This window comes from Aquabacterium sp., from assembly GCF_036279655.1.
GTDB lineage: Bacteria > Pseudomonadota > Gammaproteobacteria > Burkholderiales > Burkholderiaceae_C > Aquabacterium.
Window position 1 is genome coordinate 1 of record NZ_DASUIT010000110.1, and the last position, 21729, is coordinate 21729.

A 21729-nucleotide genomic window follows, 5' to 3' on the forward strand; every position below is an offset into this window, starting at 1 on the left:
CCCCAGAAGCTGGTGGATGCGGCCAAGAGCCAGGGTGGCTGGGATGTCATCGTGCACAACGCCGGCATCACCCGCGACAAGACCATTGCCAACATGAAGGAACACCTGTGGCAACTGGTCGTGAACGTGAACCTGTCGACCCAGGAGCGCATCAACGAAGCCCTGGTCGAGGCCGGTGCCCTCAAGGCCGGTGGCCGCATCGTCTGCGTGTCCTCCATCTCGGGCATCGCCGGCAACATGGGCCAGACCAACTACGCCGTCTCCAAGGCTGGTGTGATCGGCATGGTCCAGAGCACCGCGCCGATCTTTGCGCAAAAGGGCATCACGATCAATGCCGTGGCACCGGGTTTCATCGAAACCCAGATGACCGCCGCCGTGCCTTTTGCCATCCGTGAAGCCGGTCGCCGCATGAACTCCATGAGCCAGGGCGGTCAGCCCGTGGACGTGGCGGAAGCCATCGGCTGGTTTGCAAGCCCTGCCTCCAGCGCGATCACCGCCAACACCATCCGTGTGTGCGGCCAGAGCCTGATTGGTGCCTGATCGATCGTTCACCGAACGCCGTCATGAAGATCATAGAAGTCAACAAGCTGCCCAGCGCCATCTCGCTGAACATCGGTGCCTTGCGCTCGACCAGCAAGCGCCCCGGCGTGGTCGAAGCGCTGCCTGAAGTGACCTACGTCCGCCCCCGGGTGGTCGTCGATGGTCGCGAGGTGGCCAAGTACGCCAAGGTGTGCGGGTTCAACAAGGCGCATGGCGTGCCCATGCTCTACCCGCACATGCAGGCCTTCCCGCTGGCCATGATGCTGTTTGGCTCTCGGCGCTTCCCCTGGCCGGCCATGGGTCTGGTGCACCTGGGCAACAGCGCCAAGCTGCACCAGCGCATCAATGTCGGCGACGAGCTGCGCATCGAGATGCGCACCGGCGAGCTGATCGCTCACGAAAAGGGCCAGATCTTCACGCTGCATGCCCGCGCCTTGCGCGCTGGCGCGCTGGTGTGGGAGAGCACCTGGACCTTGCTGCGCCTGGGCGTCAAGCAACCGCGCGGCCCCGCCTTCGTGAGCGCCCTGATCGACGAGACGCCCTTGTCGCACCAGGCCGACTTCTTTGCCGCTGCCGGCATCGGCCGTCGCTATGGCGCGGTGTCCGGTGACATCAATCCCATCCACCTGTCGGCGCTGACCGCCAAGTTTCTGGGTTTCCGCAAGGCGATTGCCCACGGCATGTGGACCAAGGCTCGCGCCCTGGCCATGCTGATGCCCCGCGAAGCGGTGGACAAGGCCGAAGTGATCGTCGAGTTCAAGACCCCGCTGTTCCTGCCCGCACGTGCCTCGCTGTGGGCTGTGCGTTCAGAAGACGGCGCCTTGTTCGAAGTTCGCAATGCCAAGGGCGACAAACCTCACCTGCGGGGACGCGTGACGTACTGACCGTCCGGCGCCACCCACCTCACACTCATCTCTCACAGGATCCACGCATGAACTCCATCCGTCGTGTCGCCATCATCGGTGGCAATCGCATCCCCTTCGCCCGCTCCAACACGGTCTACTCGCATGAGTCCAACCAGGACATGCTGACGGCCGCTTTCCAGGGCCTGGTCGACCGTTTCAACCTGCATGGCGAGCGTCTGGGCGACGTGGCAGCTGGCGCCGTCATGAAGCACTCGCGTGACTTCAACCTGGTGCGCGAGACGGTTCTGTCGACCACCCTGTCGCCCCAGACTCCTGCGTATGACCTTCAGCAAGCCTGCGGCACGGGCCTGGAAGCCCTGATGCTGGTGGCCAACAAGATCGCTCTGGGCCAGATCGAGTGCGGCATCGGCGGTGGTGTGGACACGACCTCTGACGCGCCCATCGGCATCAACGAAAAGATGCGCAAGATCCTGATGGAAGCCAACCGCGCCAAGGGCACGATGGCACAGCTGCAGGTCATCTCCAAGATCCGTCCTTCGATGCTGGTCAAGCCGGCCATCCCCAAGAACGGCGAACCCCGCACGGGCTTCTCCATGGGTGAGCATGCCGAACTGATGGCCCGCGAGTGGGGCATCCCCCGTGAAGAGCAGGATCAACTGGCCCTGGCTTCGCACACCAACATGGCGCGTGCCTACAAGGAAGGCTTCTTTGCCGACCTGATGACGCCGTACAAGGGCGTGGCCAAGGACAACAACCTGCGCGAAGGCATCACCATCGAGAAGCTGCGCTCGCTCAAGCCCTGCTTTGACAAGAAGGTCGCTCCCGGCCAGGGCACACTGACGCCCGCCAACTCCACGCCCCTGACCGATGGCGCCTCCGCCGTCCTGCTGGGCAGCGAAGAGTGGGCCAAGGCTCGCAACCTGCCTGTGCTGGCTTACCTGACGCACAGCGAAGTGGCTGCGGTGGACTTCTTCGGTCCGCAAAAGGAAGGCCTGCTGATGGCCCCGGCTTACGCCGTGCCCCGCATGCTGGCGCGTGCCGGCCTGACGCTGCAGGACTTCGATTTCTATGAAATCCACGAAGCCTTCGCCGCCCAGGTGCTGTGCACCCTGAAGGCCTGGGAAGATCCCAAGTACTGCAAGGAAAAGCTGGGTCTGGACAAGCCCCTGGGCTCGATCGACCGCAGCAAGCTCAACGTCAATGGCTCCTCGCTGGCCGCAGGCCACCCCTTTGCCGCCACCGGTGGCCGCATCGTGGCCTCGCTGGCCAAGATGCTGTCGCAAAAGGGTTCGGGTCGCGGCCTGATCTCGATCTGCGCCGCCGGCGGTCAGGGCGTGGTTGCCATCGTCGAACGCTGATCGGTCTGTTTTTGTGACCCAAGGGTTCTACCTAGGCGAAAACCCTCGGGTCACTTCTACAATCAGCAGCTTTTGTGGCATCTGCCCGGGTTTTTAAAATCCCTGACACGTTGCCGAGCAGTCAAAACAAGGGTTCTGCAGGTACCCGAGGAGCGTTCTCATGAGTCAAGCAAGCGTGGCATCGCCGACGCCTTCTCAGTCCATCGTCAATCCCGATGGCAGCACCAACCGCATCTGGTTGTCGCAATATGTTGAGGGCGTGCCTCATGACATCGACCTGAACAAGTACCAGTCGCTCAACGATTACTTCGACGAGTGCATCAACAAGTTCCGCGACCGTCCGGGCTTTGTGAGCATCGGCACCGAGATGACGAACGACCTGTTCGAGCGTCGCGTCAAAGCTTTCGCTGGCTGGTTGCAGAGCAAAGGGGTGAAGAAGGGCGACCGCGTCGCTATCATGCTGCCCAACACGCTGCAGTACCCGGTCACGCTGTTCGCCGTGCTGCGCGTTGGCGCCGTCGTGGTGAACGTGAACCCGCTGTACACCGCACGGGAGCTGCAACACACGCTGAAGGATTCCGGCGCCGAGACCATCATCGTGATGGAGACCTTCGCCAAGACCCTGCAAGACGCCAAGGAAGGCACCAAGATCAAGAACGTGGTGCTGACCCAGATCGGTGACCTGCTGGCCGAAGGCTGGTTCAACCCCAAGGGTTGGGCACTGAACTTCGTGCTGCGCAAGGTTCAGAAGATGGTGCCGGCTTACAGCCTGCCGGGCGCCATCTGGTATCGCGATGCTCTGGACGCAGGCGCCAAGGTGACGCTCAAGCCCGTGAAGGTCGAGCAGCAGGATCTGGCCTTTCTGCAATACACCGGTGGCACCACCGGTGTGGCCAAGGGCGCCATGCTGACCCACCTGAACGTGCTGGCCAACTGTCAGCAGGCCCTGGCCTTTGCCGAAGGGCAACTGACGGGCGACACCGAGACCGTGGTCACGCTGATCCCGATGTACCACATCTTCTCGCTGACCGTGAACGGCCTGATCTTCATGGCCCTGGGCGGACGCAACATCCTGATCGCCAACCCGCGCGACACCAAGCGCGTGATGATGATCCTCAAGAACGAGAAGTTCTCTGGCATCACGGGCGTCAACACGCTGTTTGCCTCCTTCCTGGACGATCCTGATTTCGCCAAGCTCGACTTCTCCAAGCTGAAGCTGTCGATCGCTGGCGGCATGGCCCTGCAGCGCAATGTGGCGGAGCGCTGGAAGGAAGTGACCAAGGCGTCCATCGTCGAAGGTTACGGCCTGACCGAGTGCTCGCCCATCGTGACGCAGGCCCCGGTGGACATCTCCAAGGAACAACCCACCTTCACCGGCTCGATCGGTGTGCCCATCCCCTCGACCGAAGTGCGTCTGCGCCGTGAAGACGGCACCTGGGCTGACATCGGCGAGCCCGGCGAGCTGTGCGTGCGTGGCCCTCAGGTGATGAAGGGTTACTGGCAGCGCCCGGATGAGACCGCCAAGGTGCTCGACAGCGAAGGCTGGCTGGCCACCGGCGACATCGCCGTGTGCGATGAGCGCGGCTACTTCAAGATCGTGGACCGCAAGAAGGACATGATCCTGGTGTCGGGCTTCAACGTCTACCCGAACGAGATCGAAGACGTCGTGGCCATGCATCCGGACGTCAAGGAGTGCGCTGCCATCGGCGTGCCCGACCCGGTGGCAGGTGAGCGCGTCAAGATCGTGATCGTGCCGCGCAACGACAAGATCACCAAGGAAAGTGTGCTGGAGCACTGCCGCAAGCACATGACCGGCTACAAGATCCCCCGCATCGTCGAGTTCCGCAGCACCGAGCTGCCGAAGTCGCCCGTGGGCAAGATCCTGCGTCGCGAGTTGCGCGACGGCAAGTGATGTCTCAGCGCGTCTGACGCGCATGGTTCGACAAGCCCGCCTGGCGCATGCCGGCGGGCTTTTTTTCGTTTCATCACGCGGTTCCGGGGAAGCCGGCCTTGGCCTTCTCACCTGCGAGGACTGATCTCGCTTCCTGGCTTGCTATCTGCAGTGGCTCCCCGGCACATGCGACGAGTCTGGGGGACAGTCAGGTGAGGGGCTGGTCGTCAGGGCATTCAAAATGCCGCATTGGTCTGCCCTGTGACCGCTGTCGCACAGCGCGCGCAGTTCAGACAACTGGTGCTTGAGCGCCGTCAGTTCTGCGATGCGCCGGGTGACATGCTCGATGTGTTCGTCCAGCAACTGATTGGCCTGTTCGCAACTGCTGTCTGGCTGGTCCATGAGGGCCAACAGGGCGCGCACTTCCTGCAAGGTCATGTCGAGCGCACGGCAACGCCTGATGAATGCCAGGCGCTGCATGTGATGCTGATCGTAGATCCGATAGTTGCCCTCTGATCGCACGGGTGCAGGCATGAGCCCCTCGCGCTCGTAGAACCGAATGGTCTCGACGGGGGTGTTCGTTTTCCTTGCGAGTTCTCCGATCTTCATGGGCTTGTTTCCACATCTGCCATTAACACCCCTTGACTCTATATCAGCTACAGGGTTTTGAATGCAGCATGGAGAGACGCTCACAACCCCAGAGAGAGGACTTCTCCATGGCAGAAGCCACGGCCAGTGACACGTCGTCATGCGGATGGAAGCACGACACCAGTGCCTGATCAAAAATCGCTTAGCATCTCGCTCATGCGTCGATTCCTGGCCGTCTTGTTGCTGGTGTTGCTTCCGCTGCAGTCCATCTGGGCCGCAGCAGCGCCCTATTGCCAGCACGAGGCTTCCGGCTCGTCGCACGTGGGCCATCACACCCATGAGCATCACCAGGCTGCGGCCGATGATGTTGGTGCTGATACTTCCAGTGATGCCCTGACCATGGACCATGCCGATTGCCATGCGTGTCAAGCGGCATCGCTCGCCATGCTGGGTCTGGTTGACAGCTACCGGCGTCCCGTGTCCTCTGAAATCCACTTTGACACGACGCAGGCAGGCACGACGGCACCGCCTTCGATCCGTCCAGAACGCCCTCAGTGGCGCAGCCTCGCCTGATCGGCGAGGCGGTTGCGGCCAACCCTCTGACACATGGCGCGTTTCGCGCGCCCATGCAAGACGCCCCGTTCTGCATGACTGTGCCTTGCCGATTCCCATCTTGGTCACCCACCGGAGAAGAATCGCATGTCATCTCTTTTGCCATTCAGGCAAGGGGCGGCACGAGCGCCCATCACACCATCTCAGGCCATCGCTCGTGTCTGCCTGGTGTGTGCGCTTGTCGTCCCCCGTCTGCTGAACGCCCAACCGGCGTCACTGCCAGGGGCGTCTACCCAGTCCTTCACTGGCATGGCCACACCGGCCCCGCTCCAACTCAACGAGGTGTTTGAGCGTGCGTGGACTCGTCATCCCATCCAGCGGGCACTGGCTGAGCGCCGCGCTGCCAATCAGTCGGCGTTGCACGCTGCACAGTCCTGGACCACACAGCCCGCATCGCTGGACATTCGCACTCAGACCGACCGGCCTGGCTCCGACCAAGGAGCCCGCGAACTGGAGTTGGGTGTGTCCGTACCCTTGTGGCTGCCAGGGCAGCGAGACCGCGCACAGCAACTGGCCCATGCACAGGACCAGGCGCTGGATGCACGGGTCGCGGAAGCACGCTTGTCGCTGGCGGGCGCCTTGCGAGAGGCCTGGTGGGCTTGGCAGCGTGCGGAGGTGGACGCGCAGATGGCGACCGAGCGAGTGCGTGGCGCCACCACCTTGCTTGCCGATGTGAAGCGGCGCGTCATCGCCGGGGACCTGGCACAGTCCGACCATCATCAAGCTGCCGGCGCCTTGGCACTGGCTGAAGTCGCGCAGCTTCAGGCACAAGCTCAGCGCTCTTTGGCCTGGCAAGCCTTGGCGGCGAGGGGGGCCTGGCCTGAGGGCGCAGAGCCTCGGGTGTCCGAGCACCCCGAGGCGCACGTCGAATCTTTGGCAACATTTGACGTGCAACAGCATCCTGCCGTGCAGTTGGCTAGGCAACAGGCTCTGGCTGCAAGGGAGTCAGCCGCTTTGGCGACGACCCAGGTGCGCGCGAACCCGGAGCTGATGCTGGGCACGGTCCACAGCCGAAGTCAACGCGGTGAGGACACCCAGCGTGCCCTGGTACTGGGCCTGCGTGTGCCGCTGGGCAGCTCACCTGCACAGATCACGCATGCCATCCAATCAGGTGCCGAGGCCACCGAGCTGGAGGCGCAAGCAGAGCTGGTGCGAGCAGAGGTTGAGGCGGTGTACTTGGGTGCCAGGCAACGCGTGACATGGGCGCAGACTCAGCGAGATGCGGCCCTCGCCCGCGCCCGCCTGGCGCAAGAGACGCAGGCCTTTTTCGACAAGTCATTCAAATGGGGTGAGACCGATCTGCCCACGCGTCTGCGCATTGCACAGGAGGCCCAGGAGGCAACCCGACAAGCGGCGCTGGCGCAGATCGATGTCGCTGCGGCCGTGTCTGCCTTGCGGCAAGCGGCGGGCCTGTTGCCCGACTGATATCTGTCAACGACAGGTGAGCGCGCTTGCTTCAGGTCCGTGCGCTTGACCACCAACGACTCACGAGAGGGTCCACATGACCACCCATTTCTGGCTTCGCCCCATTGGGCGAACACATTTCACGGCGAGCCTCATGGCCACCCTGGCCATGGTCTTCACACACGCTCAGGCGGATGAAGGACACGACCATGGCGAAGCGCCTGTGGCAGCAGAATCTCCTGCGCAACCCCGGTTCACCGCCGAGTCCGAAGACTTCGAGTTGGTCGGGGTGCTGCAGGGCCAGCGCATCACGATGTACCTGGACCGCAAGGCCAGCAATGAGCCTGTCACCCAGGCCAGCGTGGAGCTGGAACTGGCCGGGCAGACCTTGCAGGCGCGGACCAGCCCCGATGGCACGTTCGAGGTCGACCTTCCCAGGCCCCTGGCAGAAGGCAGCGTGCCCGTGAGCGCGACGGTGGTGGTCGGCGAGAGCTCGGACCTGCTGGCCGCCGAGATCGACGTGCATGGCGATGAACATGGCGATGAGCACGCCCACGAGGGTGCCGCACCGCTCACCTGGCGGCGCTGGTTGCCCTGGGGCGGGGCAGCGCTCGTGGTGGTCGCGGTGGTGGTGGGGCTTATGGCTTTCATGGGGCGTCAACGCCGCCTGCGCACGGGAGGTGCCGCATGATGCCAGCACTGTTCAAATCCATGCGCTCGGCGGCCATGGCTGCACGGGTGGGTCTGTTGGCTGCGGCCATGCTCTGTGCATCACCTGCGATGGCCGGTGAAGGCCATGACCACGGCGATGCCCCACCGGCAGTGGTGGGCAACGGCCCCAAGCGGCAGGCCGATGGCAGCGTCTTCTTGCCCAAACCCGCCCAGCGGCAGATCGGCGTGCGCACGGCGCTCACCGTCGAGGCTGCCTGGCCCAGCGCTTTCGTCCTGACAGGCAAGGTGGTGATGGACCCCAACGCCGGGGGGCGTGTTCAGGCCGCCATCGCCGGTCGCCTGGAGGCAGGGCCCTCAGGCTTGCCATCGCTCGGACAAGCCGTGCGGCAGGGCCAGGTGCTGGCCCATGTGGTGCCCACCCCTGGCGCCATCGAACAGGCCAATCAGCAGGCGCAGCAAGCCGAGTTGCGCGCATCCCTGCGGCTGGCTGAAAGCCGCCTGAGCCGCTTGCAGGCCCTGTCGGACACCGTGGCCCGCAAGGACATTGAGGCCGCTGCGGCGGAGGTGATCAGCCTGCGCGAACGCCTGAAGGCTGTGAGCGCCGGGCTCTCGCGGCGCGATGCCCTGGTGGCGCCGGTTTCGGGTGTCATTGCCTCGGCCAACGCCGTGGCGGGGCAGGTGCTGCAGCCTGGCGATCAGGTTTTCGAAGTGGTGGATCCGAACCGGCTGCGCATTGAGGCGCTGGCCTACGAGCCTGCACAGGCCCGGCAGATCGGCTCGGCCAGCCTGCTTGTGGGCGGTGCACGCGTGCCGCTGCGCTTCATGGGTGCGGCACGCCGCCTGCGTGAGCAGGCCCTGCCACTGCTGTTCGCAGCCGAGTCCCCCCTGCCCCAAGGCCACACCTTGGCCTTGGGGCAAGTGCTGCAAGTGTTTGCGCAAACGCGTGACAGCCAGCGCGGCATGGCCGTGCCCGCGGCATCGCTGGTCAAGAGCCCATCGAACCAGGACACGGTGTGGGTCAAGGTGGCACCCGAGCGCTTCGAGCCCCGCGTGGTCACGCATGCGCCCATGGATGGCGTGCAAGTGCGGCTGAGCTCGGGCGTGAAGGTCGGCGAGCTCGTGGTCACCCAGGGTGCCAGCCTGATCAATCAGGTTCGTTGAGGGAGCACACGCATGTTCAAGTGGCTCCTCGACACCGCACTGGCCCATCGGCTGCTGGTCATGTTGACCGCAGTCGTGCTGATGGCCTATGGCGCATTCACTCTGACGCGCACACCGGTGGATGTGTTTCCCGACCTCAACAAGCCCACGGTCACGATCATGACCGAGGCCGGGGGCATGGCCTCCGAAGAAGTGGAGCAGCTCATCACCTTCCCCTTGGAGACGACCATGAACGGTCTGCCTGGGGTGGAGTCGGTACGCTCCGTGTCCAGTTCGGGCCTGTCTTTCGTCTACGTGACCTTCGACTGGTCGACCGAGATTTTCCGCGCCCGGCAGATGGTCTCGGAGCGGCTGAGTTCGATGGAAGAGGGGCTTCCCGCCGGGGTGGTGCCGCGCATGGGGCCCATCAGCTCCATCATGGGCGAGATCATGCAGGTGGCCATTCCTATCGACACGGCCAAGGTGTCACCCATGGCCGTGCGCGAGTACGCTGACTGGGTGCTGCGCCCCCGCCTGATGGCCATCCCGGGCGTGGCTCAGGTCATCCCCATCGGTGGCGAGGTGCGCCAGTTCCAGGTGCAGCCCGACACGGTGCGCATGGCCGAGTTGGGCATCACGCTGGCGCAACTGGAGTCGGCCTTGCGCGGCTTCTCGTCGAACAGCTCGGGCGGCTTTCTTGAGCTCAACGGGCGCGAGTACCTGATTCGGCACCTGGGCCGCACCTCGCAGCTGGAGCACTTGCAGAACCTTGCGCTCACGGCTCGCAACGGCCAGCCCGTGCTGCTCAAACAGGTGGCCAGTGTCGCCTTTGCGGCGGCCATCAAGCGCGGTGATGCAGGCTTTGGCGGCAAGCCCGCCGTGATCCTGGGCATCCAGAAACAACCCACGGCCGACACCATCGGCCTGACACGCACCATCGAGATCGCGTTGGTGGACATGCGCAAGTCACTGCCCGCAGGCATGGAGGCGCCACGCGTGACCTTCCGCCAGGCCAGCTTCATCGAAGCCTCGGTGACCACCTTGCAGGGCAAGCTCATCGGCGCGTCGGTGTTCGTGGCGGTGATCCTGTTCGTCTTCTTGGGCACCTTGCGGCCTACGGTGATCGCGCTCACGGCCATCCCGGTGTCCATCCTGGTCACAGCGCTGGTCTTTCGCTACTTTGGCCTGTCGATCAACACGATGACCCTGGGGGGCTTGGCCATTGCCATCGGCGGCCTGGTGGACGATGCCGTGGTGGACGTGGAGAACATCTTGCGACGGCTCAAGATGGAGCGAGGCAAGCCCGAAGGCGAGCGCCTGAGCACACTGGCCGTGGTCAAGGCGGCATCGATGGAGGTTCGCTCCGGCATCCTGTACGCCACGGCCATCATCGTGCTGGTGTTCCTGCCGCTGTTTGCGTTGCCTGGCATCGAGGGGCGGCTGTTCGTGCCGCTGGGCATTGCCTTCATTGTTTCGACGCTGGCCTCGCTGCTGGTGTCGGTCACCGTCACGCCGGTGCTGGCGTCGTTCCTGCTGCCGCGCATGAAGTCGCTGGACCATGGCGACACCCGGGCGCTGGCCTGGCTCAAGTTGCGCTATGGCCAGGCCTTGCGTGCCACACTGGCGCATCCCAGGCGCGCCTTGGCCGCAGGCGCCGCGGCCGTGCTGTGCTCTCTGGCGGCAGTGCCTTTGTTCCCGACCACTTTCCTGCCTCCGTTCAACGAAGGCACCTTGTTGATCGGCATTCGACTGAACCCGGGCGTGACGCTGGCCGAGACCTCGGCACTGGCCTCTCAGGCCGAGCGTCTGGTGCGCCAGGTGCCGGAGGTGACGCACGTCGGGCGCCGCAGCGGACGCGCCGAACTCGACGAACACGCCGAGGGTGTCCATGTGAGCGAGCTGGATGTGGGCTTGAAGCCCACCAGCGAACTCACCCGCAGCATGGCCGAGATTCAGGCTGACATCCGCGCCCGGCTGGTGAACCTGCCTGCGAGCATCGCCATCGGTCAGCCCATTTCGCACCGCATCGACCACATGCTCTCGGGGGTGCGCTCGCAGATCGCCATCAAGCTCTTCGGCGAAGACCTCGATACCTTGCGCGGGCAGGCCGAGGCCCTTCGGGCCAAGCTGGCCACCGTACCAGGCCTGACCGATCTGGAGGTGGAAAAGCAGGTGCTGGCGCCGCAGATCAAGGTTCGTGTGGATCAGGAAGTGGCTGCACAACTGGGCATCCCGGTGCCGCACATCCTGTCAGCGCTGCAAAGCCTGGTCGAGGGAGAGAAGATCACACAGGTGAGCGAGGGCAGCCGACGCTTCGCGCTGGTGATGCGCCTGCCCGAGCAGGCTCGCTCGATCGATGGCCTGGGCCGCATCCTGCTGGAGTCGCCTTTGGGGCCGGTGCCCCTGTCGCGCGTGGCCAGCATCGAAGACAGCGACGGTCCCAACCAGATCAGCCGCGACGATGGCAAGCGCCGCATCGTGCTGTCTGGCAACGCGCAAGGCCGAGCGCTGTCTGACGTGGTGGCCGACATCCGTCAGGCGGTGGCCGATACCACACTGCCCGAGGGCTACTTCGTGACCCTGGGTGGCCAATTCCAGGCGCAGGAAGAAGCCAGCCGCCTGGTGGGACTGCTGTCCATCGTCTCGCTGGTGCTGATGTTCGCGGTGCTGCACACGCGCTACAAGTCAGTGAGACTGGCGGCGCTCATCATGTCCAACATCCCGCTGGCCCTGGTGGGGGCAGTGCTGGGGCTGTGGCTGTCGGGCCAGCCTTTGTCGGTGGCCGCGCTGATTGGCTTCATCACCCTGGCAGGCATCTCGGTGCGCAACGGCATCCTCAAGGTCAGCCACTACCTGAACCTGATGCGCCTGGAAGGTGAACGCTTCGACCAAGCCATGATCCTGCGCGGTTCACTGGAGCGCCTGAGCCCCGTACTGATGACCGCTCTGGTCACCGCCTTCGCGCTGGCACCGCTGCTGTTCGAGGCGGAGCAGCCTGGCACCGAGATCCTGAACCCGGTGGCGGTGGTGATCTTCTCGGGCCTGATCAGCTCGACCCTGCTGGACACCTTCCTGACCCCAACCATGTTCTGGCTGTTTGGCAAGCGCGATGCCGAACGCCTGTTGCAAGACCAGAGCGGTGAAGCGTTCTGATCGATCCATCCATTGATAAGGACTGTCATGCGATATCAACACCTTCTTCTGTCTCTCGTCCTGAGTCTGGGCGGCCATGCTTACGCCGGTGGCGAGCACCGCGACGACGACCCAGGGCACCAGCCCCAGCACGGCGGCATCGTCAGCGAAGCCCAGCACATGGACTTTGAGCTCGTGGCCCGCGGCGATGTCGTGACCTTGCATGTGCGTGACCATGGGCAGTCAGCCAAGGTGGATGGCGCCACCGCCAAGGTCACGGTGCTGTCTGGCAAGGTCAAAACCCGCATGGCTTTGAAGGCGTCCGGTCCCGGTCAGTTGTCGGCATCTGGGCAAGTGGCACCGCCGCCCGGCAGCAAGGTACTGGCCGTGGTGAGCCTGCCGGGCAAGAAGCTCATTCAGGTTCGATTTGTTGTCAAGTGATGAGGGTGCAGCAGAAGGCTTCATGGGTTGTTCGGTGCAAGGACCGTATCGGCATCGCTCCTTGCAGCGACAATCCCTGAATGGCAAAGAGAACTGACTTTCCCTTCATCCATCGCCTGCGTGTCCGCTGGCAAGAGGTCGATGCCCAGCAGGTCGTCTTCAATGGTCACTACCTGACTTACCTGGATGTGGCCATCAGCGAGTACTGGCGCGCGGCGGGTCTGCCCTATCCGGATGGCATGAGCCATCTCGGTGGTGACGTGTATGTCAGGCAGCACACCTTGTCCTACCACGCGCCCGCGCGGCTGGATGACCATCTTGACATTGGCCTGCGCTGTGAAAGCATCGGGACTTCGTCCATCAAGATGGCCTGGGCCGTGTGGGCTGATCACCGCCTGCTGCTCACCGGGGAGGCGGTCTATGTCTACACCTCGCTGGAAACCCGTCGCTCGCATCCTGTGCCCGAGACCTTCCGCCAGCACATCCATGCACACGCCCACGGCGAGCCTGTCACAACGCTGACCCTGGGCCCCTGGCGCGATCAGCAGCAGGCGGCTGAGGCGGTGCGCCGCAGTGTCTTCATCGACGAGCAGGCCGTGCCCGAAGCCGAAGAGTGGGATGCCGACGACGCCCATGCTCTGCATGCCGTGGTGCGCAACCTGGCGGGTCTGCCACTGGCCACCGGACGGCTGATCACTCAGGGCTTGCCTTCGGGGCAGGCCCGGATTGGCCGCCTGGCCGTGCTGCGCGCCATGCGTGGGGCTGGGGTGGGGCGCGCCGTGCTGCGCGCGCTGGTCGAAGCCGCTCAAGCGCAAGGCTGCACACAGGTCTGCATGCACGCCCAGACCGCCGCGCAGCGCTTCTATGAGTCAGAGGGCTTTGTGGCCCAGGGCGAAGTGTTCGACGAGGTCGAGATCCCCCACGTGCTCATGCGCCGAGACCTCTGAGCTCAAGGCTCCGTGCGGCGCGTGCGGGTGTTCTTGATCAGGCTGCGGGCGCGGGTCTTGCGCGGCGTCGGTGGGGTCAGGGCGTGGTCGTCCTGCTCCTGCACGTCACTGCTCTCGAACGAGTCTTCCTGCCTCAGTGCGGCGGGTGGCAGCATCTGATCCAGTCGCGCCAGATCGTCCAGCGTGGCGGTGTGGCGAGGCGGCCAGTTCTTGAGGGTCACCCGGCGCAGCAGGGCCATGCGGGTGCCGGCCGTGTAGGTTCGCTCCATGACATGGGTCACCAGACGCTTGTGGATGCGCTCGGTGATCACCAGGGTGGAGCAGCGTGTGCCATACCCGCCATCCGGGCTACGGATGAAGGCCGCCGAGAGCATGCGCTCCCACTCCAGAGGAATGCCGGTCTGAGGCAACTGGTCATCGGGCGCCATGGTCGGGTCGGCCAGAGCCTCAAAGAGATGCATGGCCAGGTCATCCACCGAGTCGGACTCGCTCACCGCCGCCTTGGTGCGTGCCTTGAGTTGCTGGACCTTGGGCCAGGGCGTGTCGAGCACGCCATTGGACAGCCCATACAGACCCCGCTCCAGCCGTTTGGGGTGGTTGACGGTGTTGGACAGCCAGAAGCACTCGCCCTGAGCGAAGTCCAGCGCGATCAGGTTGAAGCCGTTGTAGCCGGACATGGCCAGTTGGGGCCAGAGCTCCTGCATGGGCTTGTGCCCCTTGAGCCACAGCGGCACGATGTCGCCCCGCGAGGGAGCACTCTTGTCCTCACGGGCCGGGTTGCGGACATTGGTGACCAGGGCCAGTCGTCCTGAGGCCGTCAGACCCAGCCAGGTGCCGCCGGCCCGCAGATCCCGGCCACTCAGGATGGCAGGCTGGCCGGGTGCATCCCACCACCCCATGCGCGCCGTCGGGCGCTCCGTGAACTCGTCGCGGTTGGCGGCCAGCACAAAGGGAAAGCGGCTGTTGAGGTCCAGGGCAAGCGACACCAGGCACATAAGGGAATCCTGAAGTTCGTGGGTCAGTGGGCCGTTCGGGCGGGCAGGGCGCGAAAACGCTCCACCTGGCGCGCACCGATCAGGCCTTCTGGCAGTTGCGCCGCTTGCATGGCCAGCGCGCCCTCGAATGTGGCCCAGGCGCGGTCATCGGCGTGGCCGTTGAAGTGGTAGATCTCCATCCAGGTGAGCGCGCTGGCGCCGGCGTCCTCGCGCACATGCAGCGAAGCCGCCAGGCCCGGCATGGCCGAGCGCAAGCGGGCCTGCATGTCCTGCACGGCGCCCTGCAGAACGGCGGCGTGGTCAGGGTGGACCTGGTAGTAGATGTAGAGAGAGAGCATTGGCGGTCATCTTGCGACAAAAACGCAGGCGCCGACCCAGGATCGCAGGCCGGACGCCAGTGTCGCGTGTCAGAGTGCGCGGATTGTCTCTTGTTTTCAGTCGTCGCCGCCGGGCAGCTCATACGGCAGGGGGGCCAGTGTGAGAGCCGGGCCCTCCAGGGCGCCCACGCTCAGGGCGCTGCCCGCATGTGCCAGCTTGAGCTCGATCAGGGCCGAAGCTTCACCGTCCGACATGGGCCGGGTGGCGGCGTTGACCACCAGACCCGCCGGTTGCCCCGGATCGTCGGCTGCAAACACTTCCTGGCCCGGCGTGATCGCCGCATCGGCATGGGCCAGGAACACGCGGCGCTTGGTCGTGCCTCGGTACTGGCTGCGCGCCACCACCTCCTGCCCGGGGTAGCACCCCTTTTTGAAGTTCACGCCGCCCACGATTTCAAAATTGACCATCTGGGGCACGAACTGGTCCACCGTGGCCGCCTCGATCTGTGGCACGCCACTCATCACGTCCAGCCAGGCCCATCGATCTGCGTCCAGGGCGGGCAGTGCAGCCATCAGACCTTGCGCGGCTGCCTGAGGGCCGATCCACAGCCAGCGCGCCAGGCCCTGCACATCGGGCAATCGCACGAGCACGGTGGTGCTGGCGTCGTCGGCCGATGCTGCGGGCAGCACCTGAACCTGGTAGGGCCTGCTCAAGGCCGCTGAGTCAGCCCCGGGAATGGCGGCGAGGCTCGCTGTGCCGACCAGCCCCACGATCGCCGTGGTGCCGCGTTCGTCGCTCAGCTTGGCCTTGGCGCGCAGCACGAACATCTGCAGGCGCTTGAGCGTGGCGGGCAGCACGTCGTCACACAACAACAGCCAGACCTGTTCTGGCTGGGGCGCCAGCAGCAGCATGCTGGCCAGCATGCGCCCCTTGGCGGAGCAATAGGCACCCAGCCTGGCCTCCTGGGGGCCCAGGGACTGCACGTCCTGGCTCAGCTGTCCATGCAGAAACGTGGCTGCATCGGCACCTTGCGCCTTGATGCAGGCCAGGGTCGACACCGTGCAGGCACCGGCCCAATTTGACACATCGGGGAGTGAGTTCGTGTTCATGAGGTGATTATGATCACCGCCGTGAACTTCCATGCAGACACTCGGGCTTTGTCCCTTCAACGCACTCATGTCCCTCGGGCCCTTGCCGGGCGGGGGCTTCTGATCTGGCTGATCGGCCTGGCCCTGGCGGCCGCCTTGGCGCTGGGCGCGGCCTTCGGCGGCTTGTGGTGGTGGGCCGGACAGGCCTTGCCGCTGGCGCAGCCCTCTGTCGAACTCTCGGTCGAGCAGGGGCTCACCCCACGCACCGTGGCGCAGAACTGGGTCGAGGCGGGGGTGCAGACCTCGCCATGGATGCTCTACCAGTGGTTCCGCTGGTCAGGACAGGCCAGAGGCATCCGTGCCGGCAGCTACGAGGTCAGTGCAGGCGTCACCCCGCGCCAGTTGCTCAGCATGATGGTGCAGGGTGACGAAAGCCTGGCCCGCGTCAAGCTGATCGAAGGCTGGACCTTCCGGCGCTGGCGGCAGGAGCTGGCCCAGTCCCCCGGTCTGCGGGCGGCATCGCAAGGCATGAGCGACGAGGCCATCATGGCCGAGCTGGGCGCGCCAGGACTGGCACCGGAAGGGCAGTTCTTCCCTGACACCTATGCGTATGCCAAGGGCAGCAGCGACCTGGCCGTGATGCGCCGCGCTCACAAGGCCATGGTTCGTCATCTGGAGGCCGCCTGGGCCTTGCGCAGCCCGGACTGCCCTCTGAGCACGCCCCAGCAGGCCCTGATCCTGGCGTCCATCGTCGAGAAGGAGACCGGGCACGAAGCGGACCGGGGGCTGATCGCCGCCGTCTTCTGCAACCGCCTGCGCATCAACATGCCCCTGCAGACCGATCCCACCGTGATTTACGGCCTGGGAGCGTCCTTTGACGGTAATCTGCGCAAGGTGCACCTGCAGACCGACACCCCCTTCAACACCTACACGCGTGGTGGCCTGCCGCCCACGCCGATCGCCATGCCCGGCAAGGCCGCCTTGCTGGCCGCCGTGCAGCCGGCGTCTACCCGCGCTTTGTACTTCGTGGCACAAGGCAACGGCCGCAGCGCCTTCAGCGAGACGCTGACTGAGCATAATCGCGCCGTCAACCGCTACCAGCGAAACCGCCCATGACCGACTCGACCCTGGCCACCGGCCTGAACCCTGACGCCCCAGCGGGCGTGCCAGGCCGTTTCGTGACCTTCGAAGGCATCGATGGCGCGGGCAAGACCAGCCACCTCGACGAGCTCGAGAAGCGCTGGCGTGCGGCAGGCCGCGATGTGGTGCGCACCCGCGAACCCGGTGGCACGCCCCTGGCCGAATCCCTGCGCGAGCTGGTGCTGCATCAGCCCATGGACCCCCTGACCGAGACCTTGCTGGTCTTCGCCGCGCGACGCGATCACCTCCATCATGTGATCGAGCCCGCCTTGCAGCGTGGCGCATGGGTGCTGTGCGATCGGTTCACCGATGCCACCTTCGCCTACCAGGGTGGGGGGCGGGGTTTTGACCTGTCGGTGCTCAGCACCCTGGAGACCTGGGTACAGCAGGGGCGCCAACCCGACCTGACCCTGGTCTTTGACGTGGATCCGGCCATTGCCGCGCAGCGCCTGAGCGCCGCACGCAGCCCGGATCGCTTCGAGGCGCAAGACCGGGCCTTTTTCGAGCGCGTGCGCGCAGGCTATCTGGCTCGCATGCAAGCCACGCCGGCACGCTTTGCGGTCATCGATGCGGCTCGAACCCCCGATGAGGTCGCGCTGCAGGTGGAAGCCGTGATGGCGCAGCGAGGCTGGTGGTGAGCGGTCTGAGCTTGCTGCCCTGGCAGGCCCCGGCGCTCAGCGAGGCGCTGGATCGCTTGCGGACCTCGGCGGCCGTGATCCATGGTGATGCAGGAGGCGGTCAACTGGAGCTCGCCCTGGCCCTGGCCAAGGCCTGGTTGTGTGAAGCCCCTCGCGCGCCGGGGGCACCCATGGCGCCTGGCTGTGATGCCTGCCCGAGCTGCCACCTGGTGGATCAGGGCTACCACCCCGACCTCAAGGTCATCGTGCCCGAAGCCTTGCAAGCCAGCCTGGGCTGGGAGCATGGTCCGGACGACGCCGGCGACGACAAGGGCGATGGCAAAAAGCGCAAGCCCAGCGCCGAGATCAAGGTCGATGCCATTCGCCAGGTGGTGACTTTCTCGCAGAGCACCGTGTCGCGGGGTCGCGCCAAGGTCGTGGTCGTGCACCCCGCGGACCGCATGAACACGATCGCCGCCAACACCCTGCTCAAGACCCTGGAAGAGCCGCCGGGCCATGTGCGTTTCGTGCTCAGTTGTGGCTCTCTGGACGATCTGCTTCCCACGGTGCGCAGCCGCTGCCAGGCCTGGCGCTTGCCCACGCCCGAGGCGGCGCAGGTGCGTGAATGGTTGCAGGGGCAGGGCGGCACACGCCTGAGCGATGCCGACGCCGAGATGGTGTTGGCCGCCGCCGGGGGCAGCCCACAAGGGGCGCTGGAGTTGCTGCAGATGGGCTGGAGCCCTGAGCTCTGGCGGGGTGTGCTGCCCGACATCGAGCGTGGCCGTGCGGGCAACTGGGCCAGCTGGCCCTTGCCCAAGGTGGTGGATCTGCTGCAAAAGCTCTGCCATGACCTGGCTTGCCTCTGTGCGGGTGGCGCGGCGCGCTTTTTCCCGGCCGATGCCCTCCATGCGCAAGGGCAACTGGAGCGCCTCACGGCGTGGTCCATCGAATTGCGCAAGGTGCAACGGCACGCCGATCACCCCTGGAATGGTCCCTTGAAGATCGAAGCCTTGCTCTTCCAGGCTCGCCGGGCGGTCGCCTCGGGTAAACGTGTGTGATTTCACGCACGCACGGGGCGTCAAGCCGGTAAACTTGCCACCACGATGAGCGACTTCCAGCCAACTGCACTGCCGGCGACCGGGTTTTCTGCCACGGCGATCGGGCCTTCCACGATGATGTCACTGCCCACGGGTCTGTCGCCCCTGGGGGGCAGTGCTGCGTCGACGCCATCTTCTCCGGCTCGGCCCAGCGTGATCCAGCTGGTGTTCCGCGAAAAGGGGGCCTTGTACGCCGCCTACATTCCGGCCTTCACCGACGGTGGGCTTTTTGTGCCAACCACCCGCGAGTATCGGCTGGGTGACGACATCTATCTGCTGCTGTCCCTGCCCGAGGATGGCCAGCGCTACCCCGTGGCGGGCAAGATCGCCTGGATCACCCCGGCCAATGCCTCGGGTGGGCGCACGCAAGGCGTGGGCGTCAAGTTCCCCAGCGACGAAAAGACCCGCGTGCTGCGCGTCAAGATCGAGCAGGTGCTGGGCACCGCCATCTCGTCGGCCAAACCCACACAGACCCTCTGACCCTGGTTTTGGGTCGACAATCGCAGGCTTGACAGCCTGCTCACGGTCTTTGCTCCCATGTTCGTTGATTCGCATTGCCATCTGAACTTCCCGCAGTACGCCGACACCTTTGATACGGTGCTGGCCGACATGGCACAGGCCCAGGTCGATCGGGCGCTGTGCATCAGCACGACGCTGGAAGAATTCCCCCAGGTTCATCAACTGGCGCTCCAGCATCCTCAGCTGTGGGCCACGGTGGGTGTGCACCCTGACAACGAGGGCGTTCAGGAGCCTACGCTGGACGATCTGCTCCAGCGCGCGGCCTTGCCCCGCATCGTGGGCATCGGTGAGACCGGGCTGGACTACTACCGCGTGGGCGAGCGCACCCATGCCGACATGGCTTGGCAGCGTGAGCGCTTTGGTGTGCACATCCGTGCGGCGCGGCAAACCCGCCTGCCGCTGGTGATCCACACCCGTTCGTCCAGTGAGGACACCCTGAGCATCCTGCGAGATGAGGGGCAAGGGCAGGTGGGTGGTGTCTTCCACTGTTTCACCGAAACACAGGCGGTGGCGCGTGCGGCGCTCGACCTGGGGTTCTACATCTCGTTCTCAGGGATCCTGACCTTCAAGAACGCGGTCGATCTGCGTGAGGTGGCCCGTTTCGTGCCGCTGGACCGCTGCCTGATCGAAACCGACAGTCCTTACCTGGCACCTGCGCCTCACCGTGGCAAGACCAACACTCCCGCGTGGGTCCCCCTGGTGGCGCGCCAGTTGGCCGAGATCAAGGGCCTGAGCGTGGAAGACGTGGGCCAGGCCACCTCTCGCAACTTCGACACGCTGTTCCCGCTGGTGCTGGCCTGAGTGCATAGTTCACGAGTCCAAGAAAAACCCTTGTCAGGCTTTTTCTGACACGAGGTTTGGCGCTTCGACGACTGGTGCATCTTGTTACCTCCTCCTACAGTGGACCCATCAAACGGTCAAATTCACTCCCCACTGGAGGCGGTATGCAAAAGCAGAGCATCTATTCGAACCCCTTTGCACTGATGATGGATCCACAGGCCGTGGTGGAAGCCATGGAGCGCTCGGAGCGCCTCAACCGCCTGCAAAGCCGCGTGTGCCGTCCCCTGGACAAGCCCCTCATTCCCCTGTCTGCCTCGGATGAGGCAGACACGGATTCCGATCTCGAAATCGCCGACATCGACGCTCAGTGAGCGCGGTGTTCTGATCGCGAACTCCATTTGGAGACGCGATCGCCGGCGGAGACAGTTTTCTCGTGCGGCAAGTGTGTGTGTTGAAATTTGGCCCACCGTCATCGGTGGGCCTTTTTTATGGTTCATCCCGAAATTCCGCGAAGAACCTTTTTTATTGGCCCACGCCCAGGGCCGGGTAGCGCCGCTCCAGGGCTCGCCCCACAGCCGCCACACCCAGACACATCGCTGCATACACCAGCGCGATGAAGAGGTAGGCCTCCAGGAAGTAGGGCCGCCAGTCGGCATCGCCATTGAGGCTCATGGAGAGCGATCCCGTCAGGTCCTGCAGGCTGACCACCATGACCAGGGCCGTGTCCTTGAGCAGCCCGATGGTGTGGTTCACCAGGGCGGGCAGGGCACTGCGAAAGGCCTGGGGCAGGATCACCAACCGCTGCCGCTGCCACCAGTGTGCGCCCAGCACCGTGGCCGCCTCGGTCTGATCCTGCGCCACCACCCTGAGGCTGCCCCGCAGAATCTCGGCGGCGTAGGCGGCCGAGAACACCGTGGTCACCAGCCACACCCGTGCGACGGGCCCGACGCCCCAGGCCTCGGGCAGGAGCGCGGGCAGCAGGAAGGCCGCCATGAACAACCACATCACCAGCGGTGCGCCACGAACCACTTCGATCACCAGCACGGCGGGCCAGGACCACAGAGCCCGGGGCGACAGTCGGGCCCAGGCCAGCAGCAGAGCCAGGGGCAGACTGCAGGACAAGGCCCCTGCTGTGAGCAGCAGCGTCAATGGCAGGCCGCCCCATTGGGATGAGTCCACGGGGGCCAGGGAAGGGTGCCCCAAAGCGGTGTGCCCGGCCAGCAAGGCCAGGCCGCCCAGGCACAGAAGTAGCACGGACCCGAGCACAGGCCCGTTCAGCGGCCCCTTGAGCCTGGCGGGCCACAGCGGCCGGAGCAAGAGCAGCAGCGCTGCGGCCCACAGCAGCAGGCTCAGGGCTGGGCGCCAGCGCCACTCCTCCGGGTAGCGTCCGAACAACCAGGTCAGGCCCTTCTGGGGCACCACGCCCCAGCAAGCGCCTTCACGCGCCAAGGCCTGACAGGCGGCCAGGTCGGGGCGGAACACGGCCTGGATCAGTGCCCAGTCCAGCAGATGCCAGGCCACGAAGCCCGCCAGCGCCAGCCAGGGCGCCTGTTTCAACCAGGCTGACAGGGGGCTGCGTGCCAT

22 protein-coding genes are annotated in these 21729 nt (G+C 65.1%); 17 read left to right on the forward strand and 5 right to left on the reverse strand.

What is annotated here, in order from left to right; genetic code table 11:
- The 4 genes from VFW84_RS12420 to VFW84_RS12435 all read left to right on the forward strand — a co-directional run.
- Positions 1-540, forward strand: a 540-nt coding sequence (locus VFW84_RS12420) for an SDR family oxidoreductase (protein ID WP_329680774.1), incomplete at its 5' end; no start/stop codon positions are given.
- A 23-nt stretch (positions 541-563) separates the two neighbouring features.
- Positions 564-1424, forward strand: a complete 861-nt coding sequence (locus VFW84_RS12425) for a MaoC family dehydratase (protein ID WP_329680775.1) — start codon at positions 564-566, stop codon at positions 1422-1424.
- Positions 1425-1471: 47 nt separating this feature from the next.
- The gene (locus VFW84_RS12430; protein ID WP_329680776.1) at positions 1472-2764 is read left to right on the forward strand and encodes an acetyl-CoA C-acetyltransferase; all 1293 of its coding nucleotides are present in this window, start codon (positions 1472-1474) and stop codon (positions 2762-2764) included.
- Positions 2765-2924: 160 nt separating this feature from the next.
- Positions 2925-4676 (forward strand): AMP-binding protein, encoded by a 1752-nt coding sequence (locus tag VFW84_RS12435; protein ID WP_329680777.1) that lies wholly within the window; start codon positions 2925-2927, stop codon positions 4674-4676.
- A gap of 141 nt (positions 4677-4817) precedes the next feature.
- Here the strand turns inward: VFW84_RS12435 and cadR are convergent, their stop codons facing one another.
- Entirely contained in the window at positions 4818-5264 is a 447-nt protein-coding gene (gene cadR / locus VFW84_RS12440; RefSeq protein WP_329680778.1) for a Cd(II)/Pb(II)-responsive transcriptional regulator, read from the reverse strand.
- Positions 5265-5459: 195 nt separating this feature from the next.
- Between cadR and VFW84_RS12445 the strand changes: the two genes are divergently transcribed.
- The 7 genes from VFW84_RS12445 to VFW84_RS12475 all read left to right on the forward strand — a co-directional run bounded on the left by VFW84_RS12445 (position 5460) and on the right by VFW84_RS12475 (position 13591).
- On the forward strand, positions 5460-5816 hold the full coding sequence (locus VFW84_RS12445; RefSeq protein WP_329680779.1) for a DUF2946 family protein: 357 nt from the start codon (positions 5460-5462) through the stop codon (positions 5814-5816).
- A 288-nt stretch (positions 5817-6104) separates the two neighbouring features.
- Positions 6105-7280, forward strand: coding sequence for a TolC family protein (locus VFW84_RS12450; protein ID WP_329680780.1), 1176 nt, complete (start codon positions 6105-6107; stop codon positions 7278-7280).
- Positions 7281-7413: 133 nt separating this feature from the next.
- Complete coding sequence (locus tag VFW84_RS12455) at positions 7414-7950, forward strand: hypothetical protein (RefSeq protein WP_329680781.1); 537 nt, start codon at positions 7414-7416, stop codon at positions 7948-7950.
- Complete coding sequence (locus VFW84_RS12460; RefSeq protein ID WP_414638974.1) at positions 7947-9092, forward strand: efflux RND transporter periplasmic adaptor subunit; 1146 nt, start codon at positions 7947-7949, stop codon at positions 9090-9092. The genes VFW84_RS12455 and VFW84_RS12460 overlap by 4 nt, the downstream gene beginning before the upstream one ends.
- A 12-nt stretch (positions 9093-9104) precedes the next feature.
- Positions 9105-12224 carry an efflux RND transporter permease subunit gene (locus VFW84_RS12465; RefSeq protein ID WP_329680782.1) on the forward strand — a complete coding sequence of 1040 codons (3120 nt, stop codon included), beginning with the start codon at positions 9105-9107 and terminating at the stop codon, positions 12222-12224.
- Between the two features lie 27 nt (positions 12225-12251).
- Positions 12252-12644 (forward strand): hypothetical protein, encoded by a 393-nt coding sequence (locus VFW84_RS12470; protein ID WP_329680783.1) that lies wholly within the window; start codon positions 12252-12254, stop codon positions 12642-12644.
- An 80-nt stretch (positions 12645-12724) separates the two neighbouring features.
- Complete coding sequence (locus VFW84_RS12475; protein ID WP_329680784.1) at positions 12725-13591, forward strand: YbgC/FadM family acyl-CoA thioesterase; 867 nt, start codon at positions 12725-12727, stop codon at positions 13589-13591.
- Between the two features lie 2 nt (positions 13592-13593).
- On the opposite strand, the gene VFW84_RS12480 is transcribed toward VFW84_RS12475, so the two are convergent.
- The 3 genes from VFW84_RS12480 to VFW84_RS12490 form a co-directional block, all read right to left on the reverse strand.
- Positions 13594-14586 carry an NRDE family protein gene (locus VFW84_RS12480; protein ID WP_329680785.1) on the reverse strand — a complete coding sequence of 331 codons (993 nt, stop codon included), beginning with the start codon at positions 14584-14586 and terminating at the stop codon, positions 13594-13596.
- Positions 14587-14609: 23 nt separating this feature from the next.
- Positions 14610-14924 carry a DUF4936 family protein gene (locus VFW84_RS12485; RefSeq protein WP_329680786.1) on the reverse strand — a complete coding sequence of 105 codons (315 nt, stop codon included), beginning with the start codon at positions 14922-14924 and terminating at the stop codon, positions 14610-14612.
- 96 nt (positions 14925-15020) lie between these two features.
- Positions 15021-16013 (reverse strand): folate-binding protein, encoded by a 993-nt coding sequence (locus VFW84_RS12490; protein WP_329680787.1) that lies wholly within the window; start codon positions 16011-16013, stop codon positions 15021-15023.
- A 102-nt stretch (positions 16014-16115) separates the two neighbouring features.
- Here VFW84_RS12490 and mltG point away from each other — a divergent pair, with 102 nt between their 5' ends.
- From mltG to VFW84_RS12520, 6 genes are all read left to right on the forward strand, one after another.
- Complete coding sequence (gene mltG, locus VFW84_RS12495) at positions 16116-17108, forward strand: endolytic transglycosylase MltG (RefSeq protein ID WP_414638977.1); 993 nt, start codon at positions 16116-16118, stop codon at positions 17106-17108.
- Positions 17105-17770 (forward strand): dTMP kinase, encoded by a 666-nt coding sequence (tmk, locus tag VFW84_RS12500; protein ID WP_329680789.1) that lies wholly within the window; start codon positions 17105-17107, stop codon positions 17768-17770. The genes mltG and tmk overlap by 4 nt, the downstream gene beginning before the upstream one ends.
- On the forward strand, positions 17767-18807 hold the full coding sequence (locus VFW84_RS12505; RefSeq protein ID WP_329680790.1) for a DNA polymerase III subunit delta': 1041 nt from the start codon (positions 17767-17769) through the stop codon (positions 18805-18807). The genes tmk and VFW84_RS12505 overlap by 4 nt, the downstream gene beginning before the upstream one ends.
- Positions 18808-18924: 117 nt before the next feature.
- The gene (locus tag VFW84_RS12510; protein ID WP_329680824.1) at positions 18925-19326 is read left to right on the forward strand and encodes a PilZ domain-containing protein; all 402 of its coding nucleotides are present in this window, start codon (positions 18925-18927) and stop codon (positions 19324-19326) included.
- 57 nt (positions 19327-19383) lie between these two features.
- The gene (locus VFW84_RS12515; protein WP_329680791.1) at positions 19384-20166 is read left to right on the forward strand and encodes a TatD family hydrolase; all 783 of its coding nucleotides are present in this window, start codon (positions 19384-19386) and stop codon (positions 20164-20166) included.
- 143 nt (positions 20167-20309) lie between these two features.
- Positions 20310-20516, forward strand: a complete 207-nt coding sequence (locus VFW84_RS12520; RefSeq protein WP_329680792.1) for a hypothetical protein — start codon at positions 20310-20312, stop codon at positions 20514-20516.
- Between the two features lie 151 nt (positions 20517-20667).
- On the opposite strand, the gene VFW84_RS12525 is transcribed toward VFW84_RS12520, so the two are convergent.
- Positions 20668-21729, reverse strand: coding sequence for an amino acid ABC transporter permease (locus tag VFW84_RS12525; RefSeq protein WP_329680793.1), 1062 nt, complete (start codon positions 21727-21729; stop codon positions 20668-20670).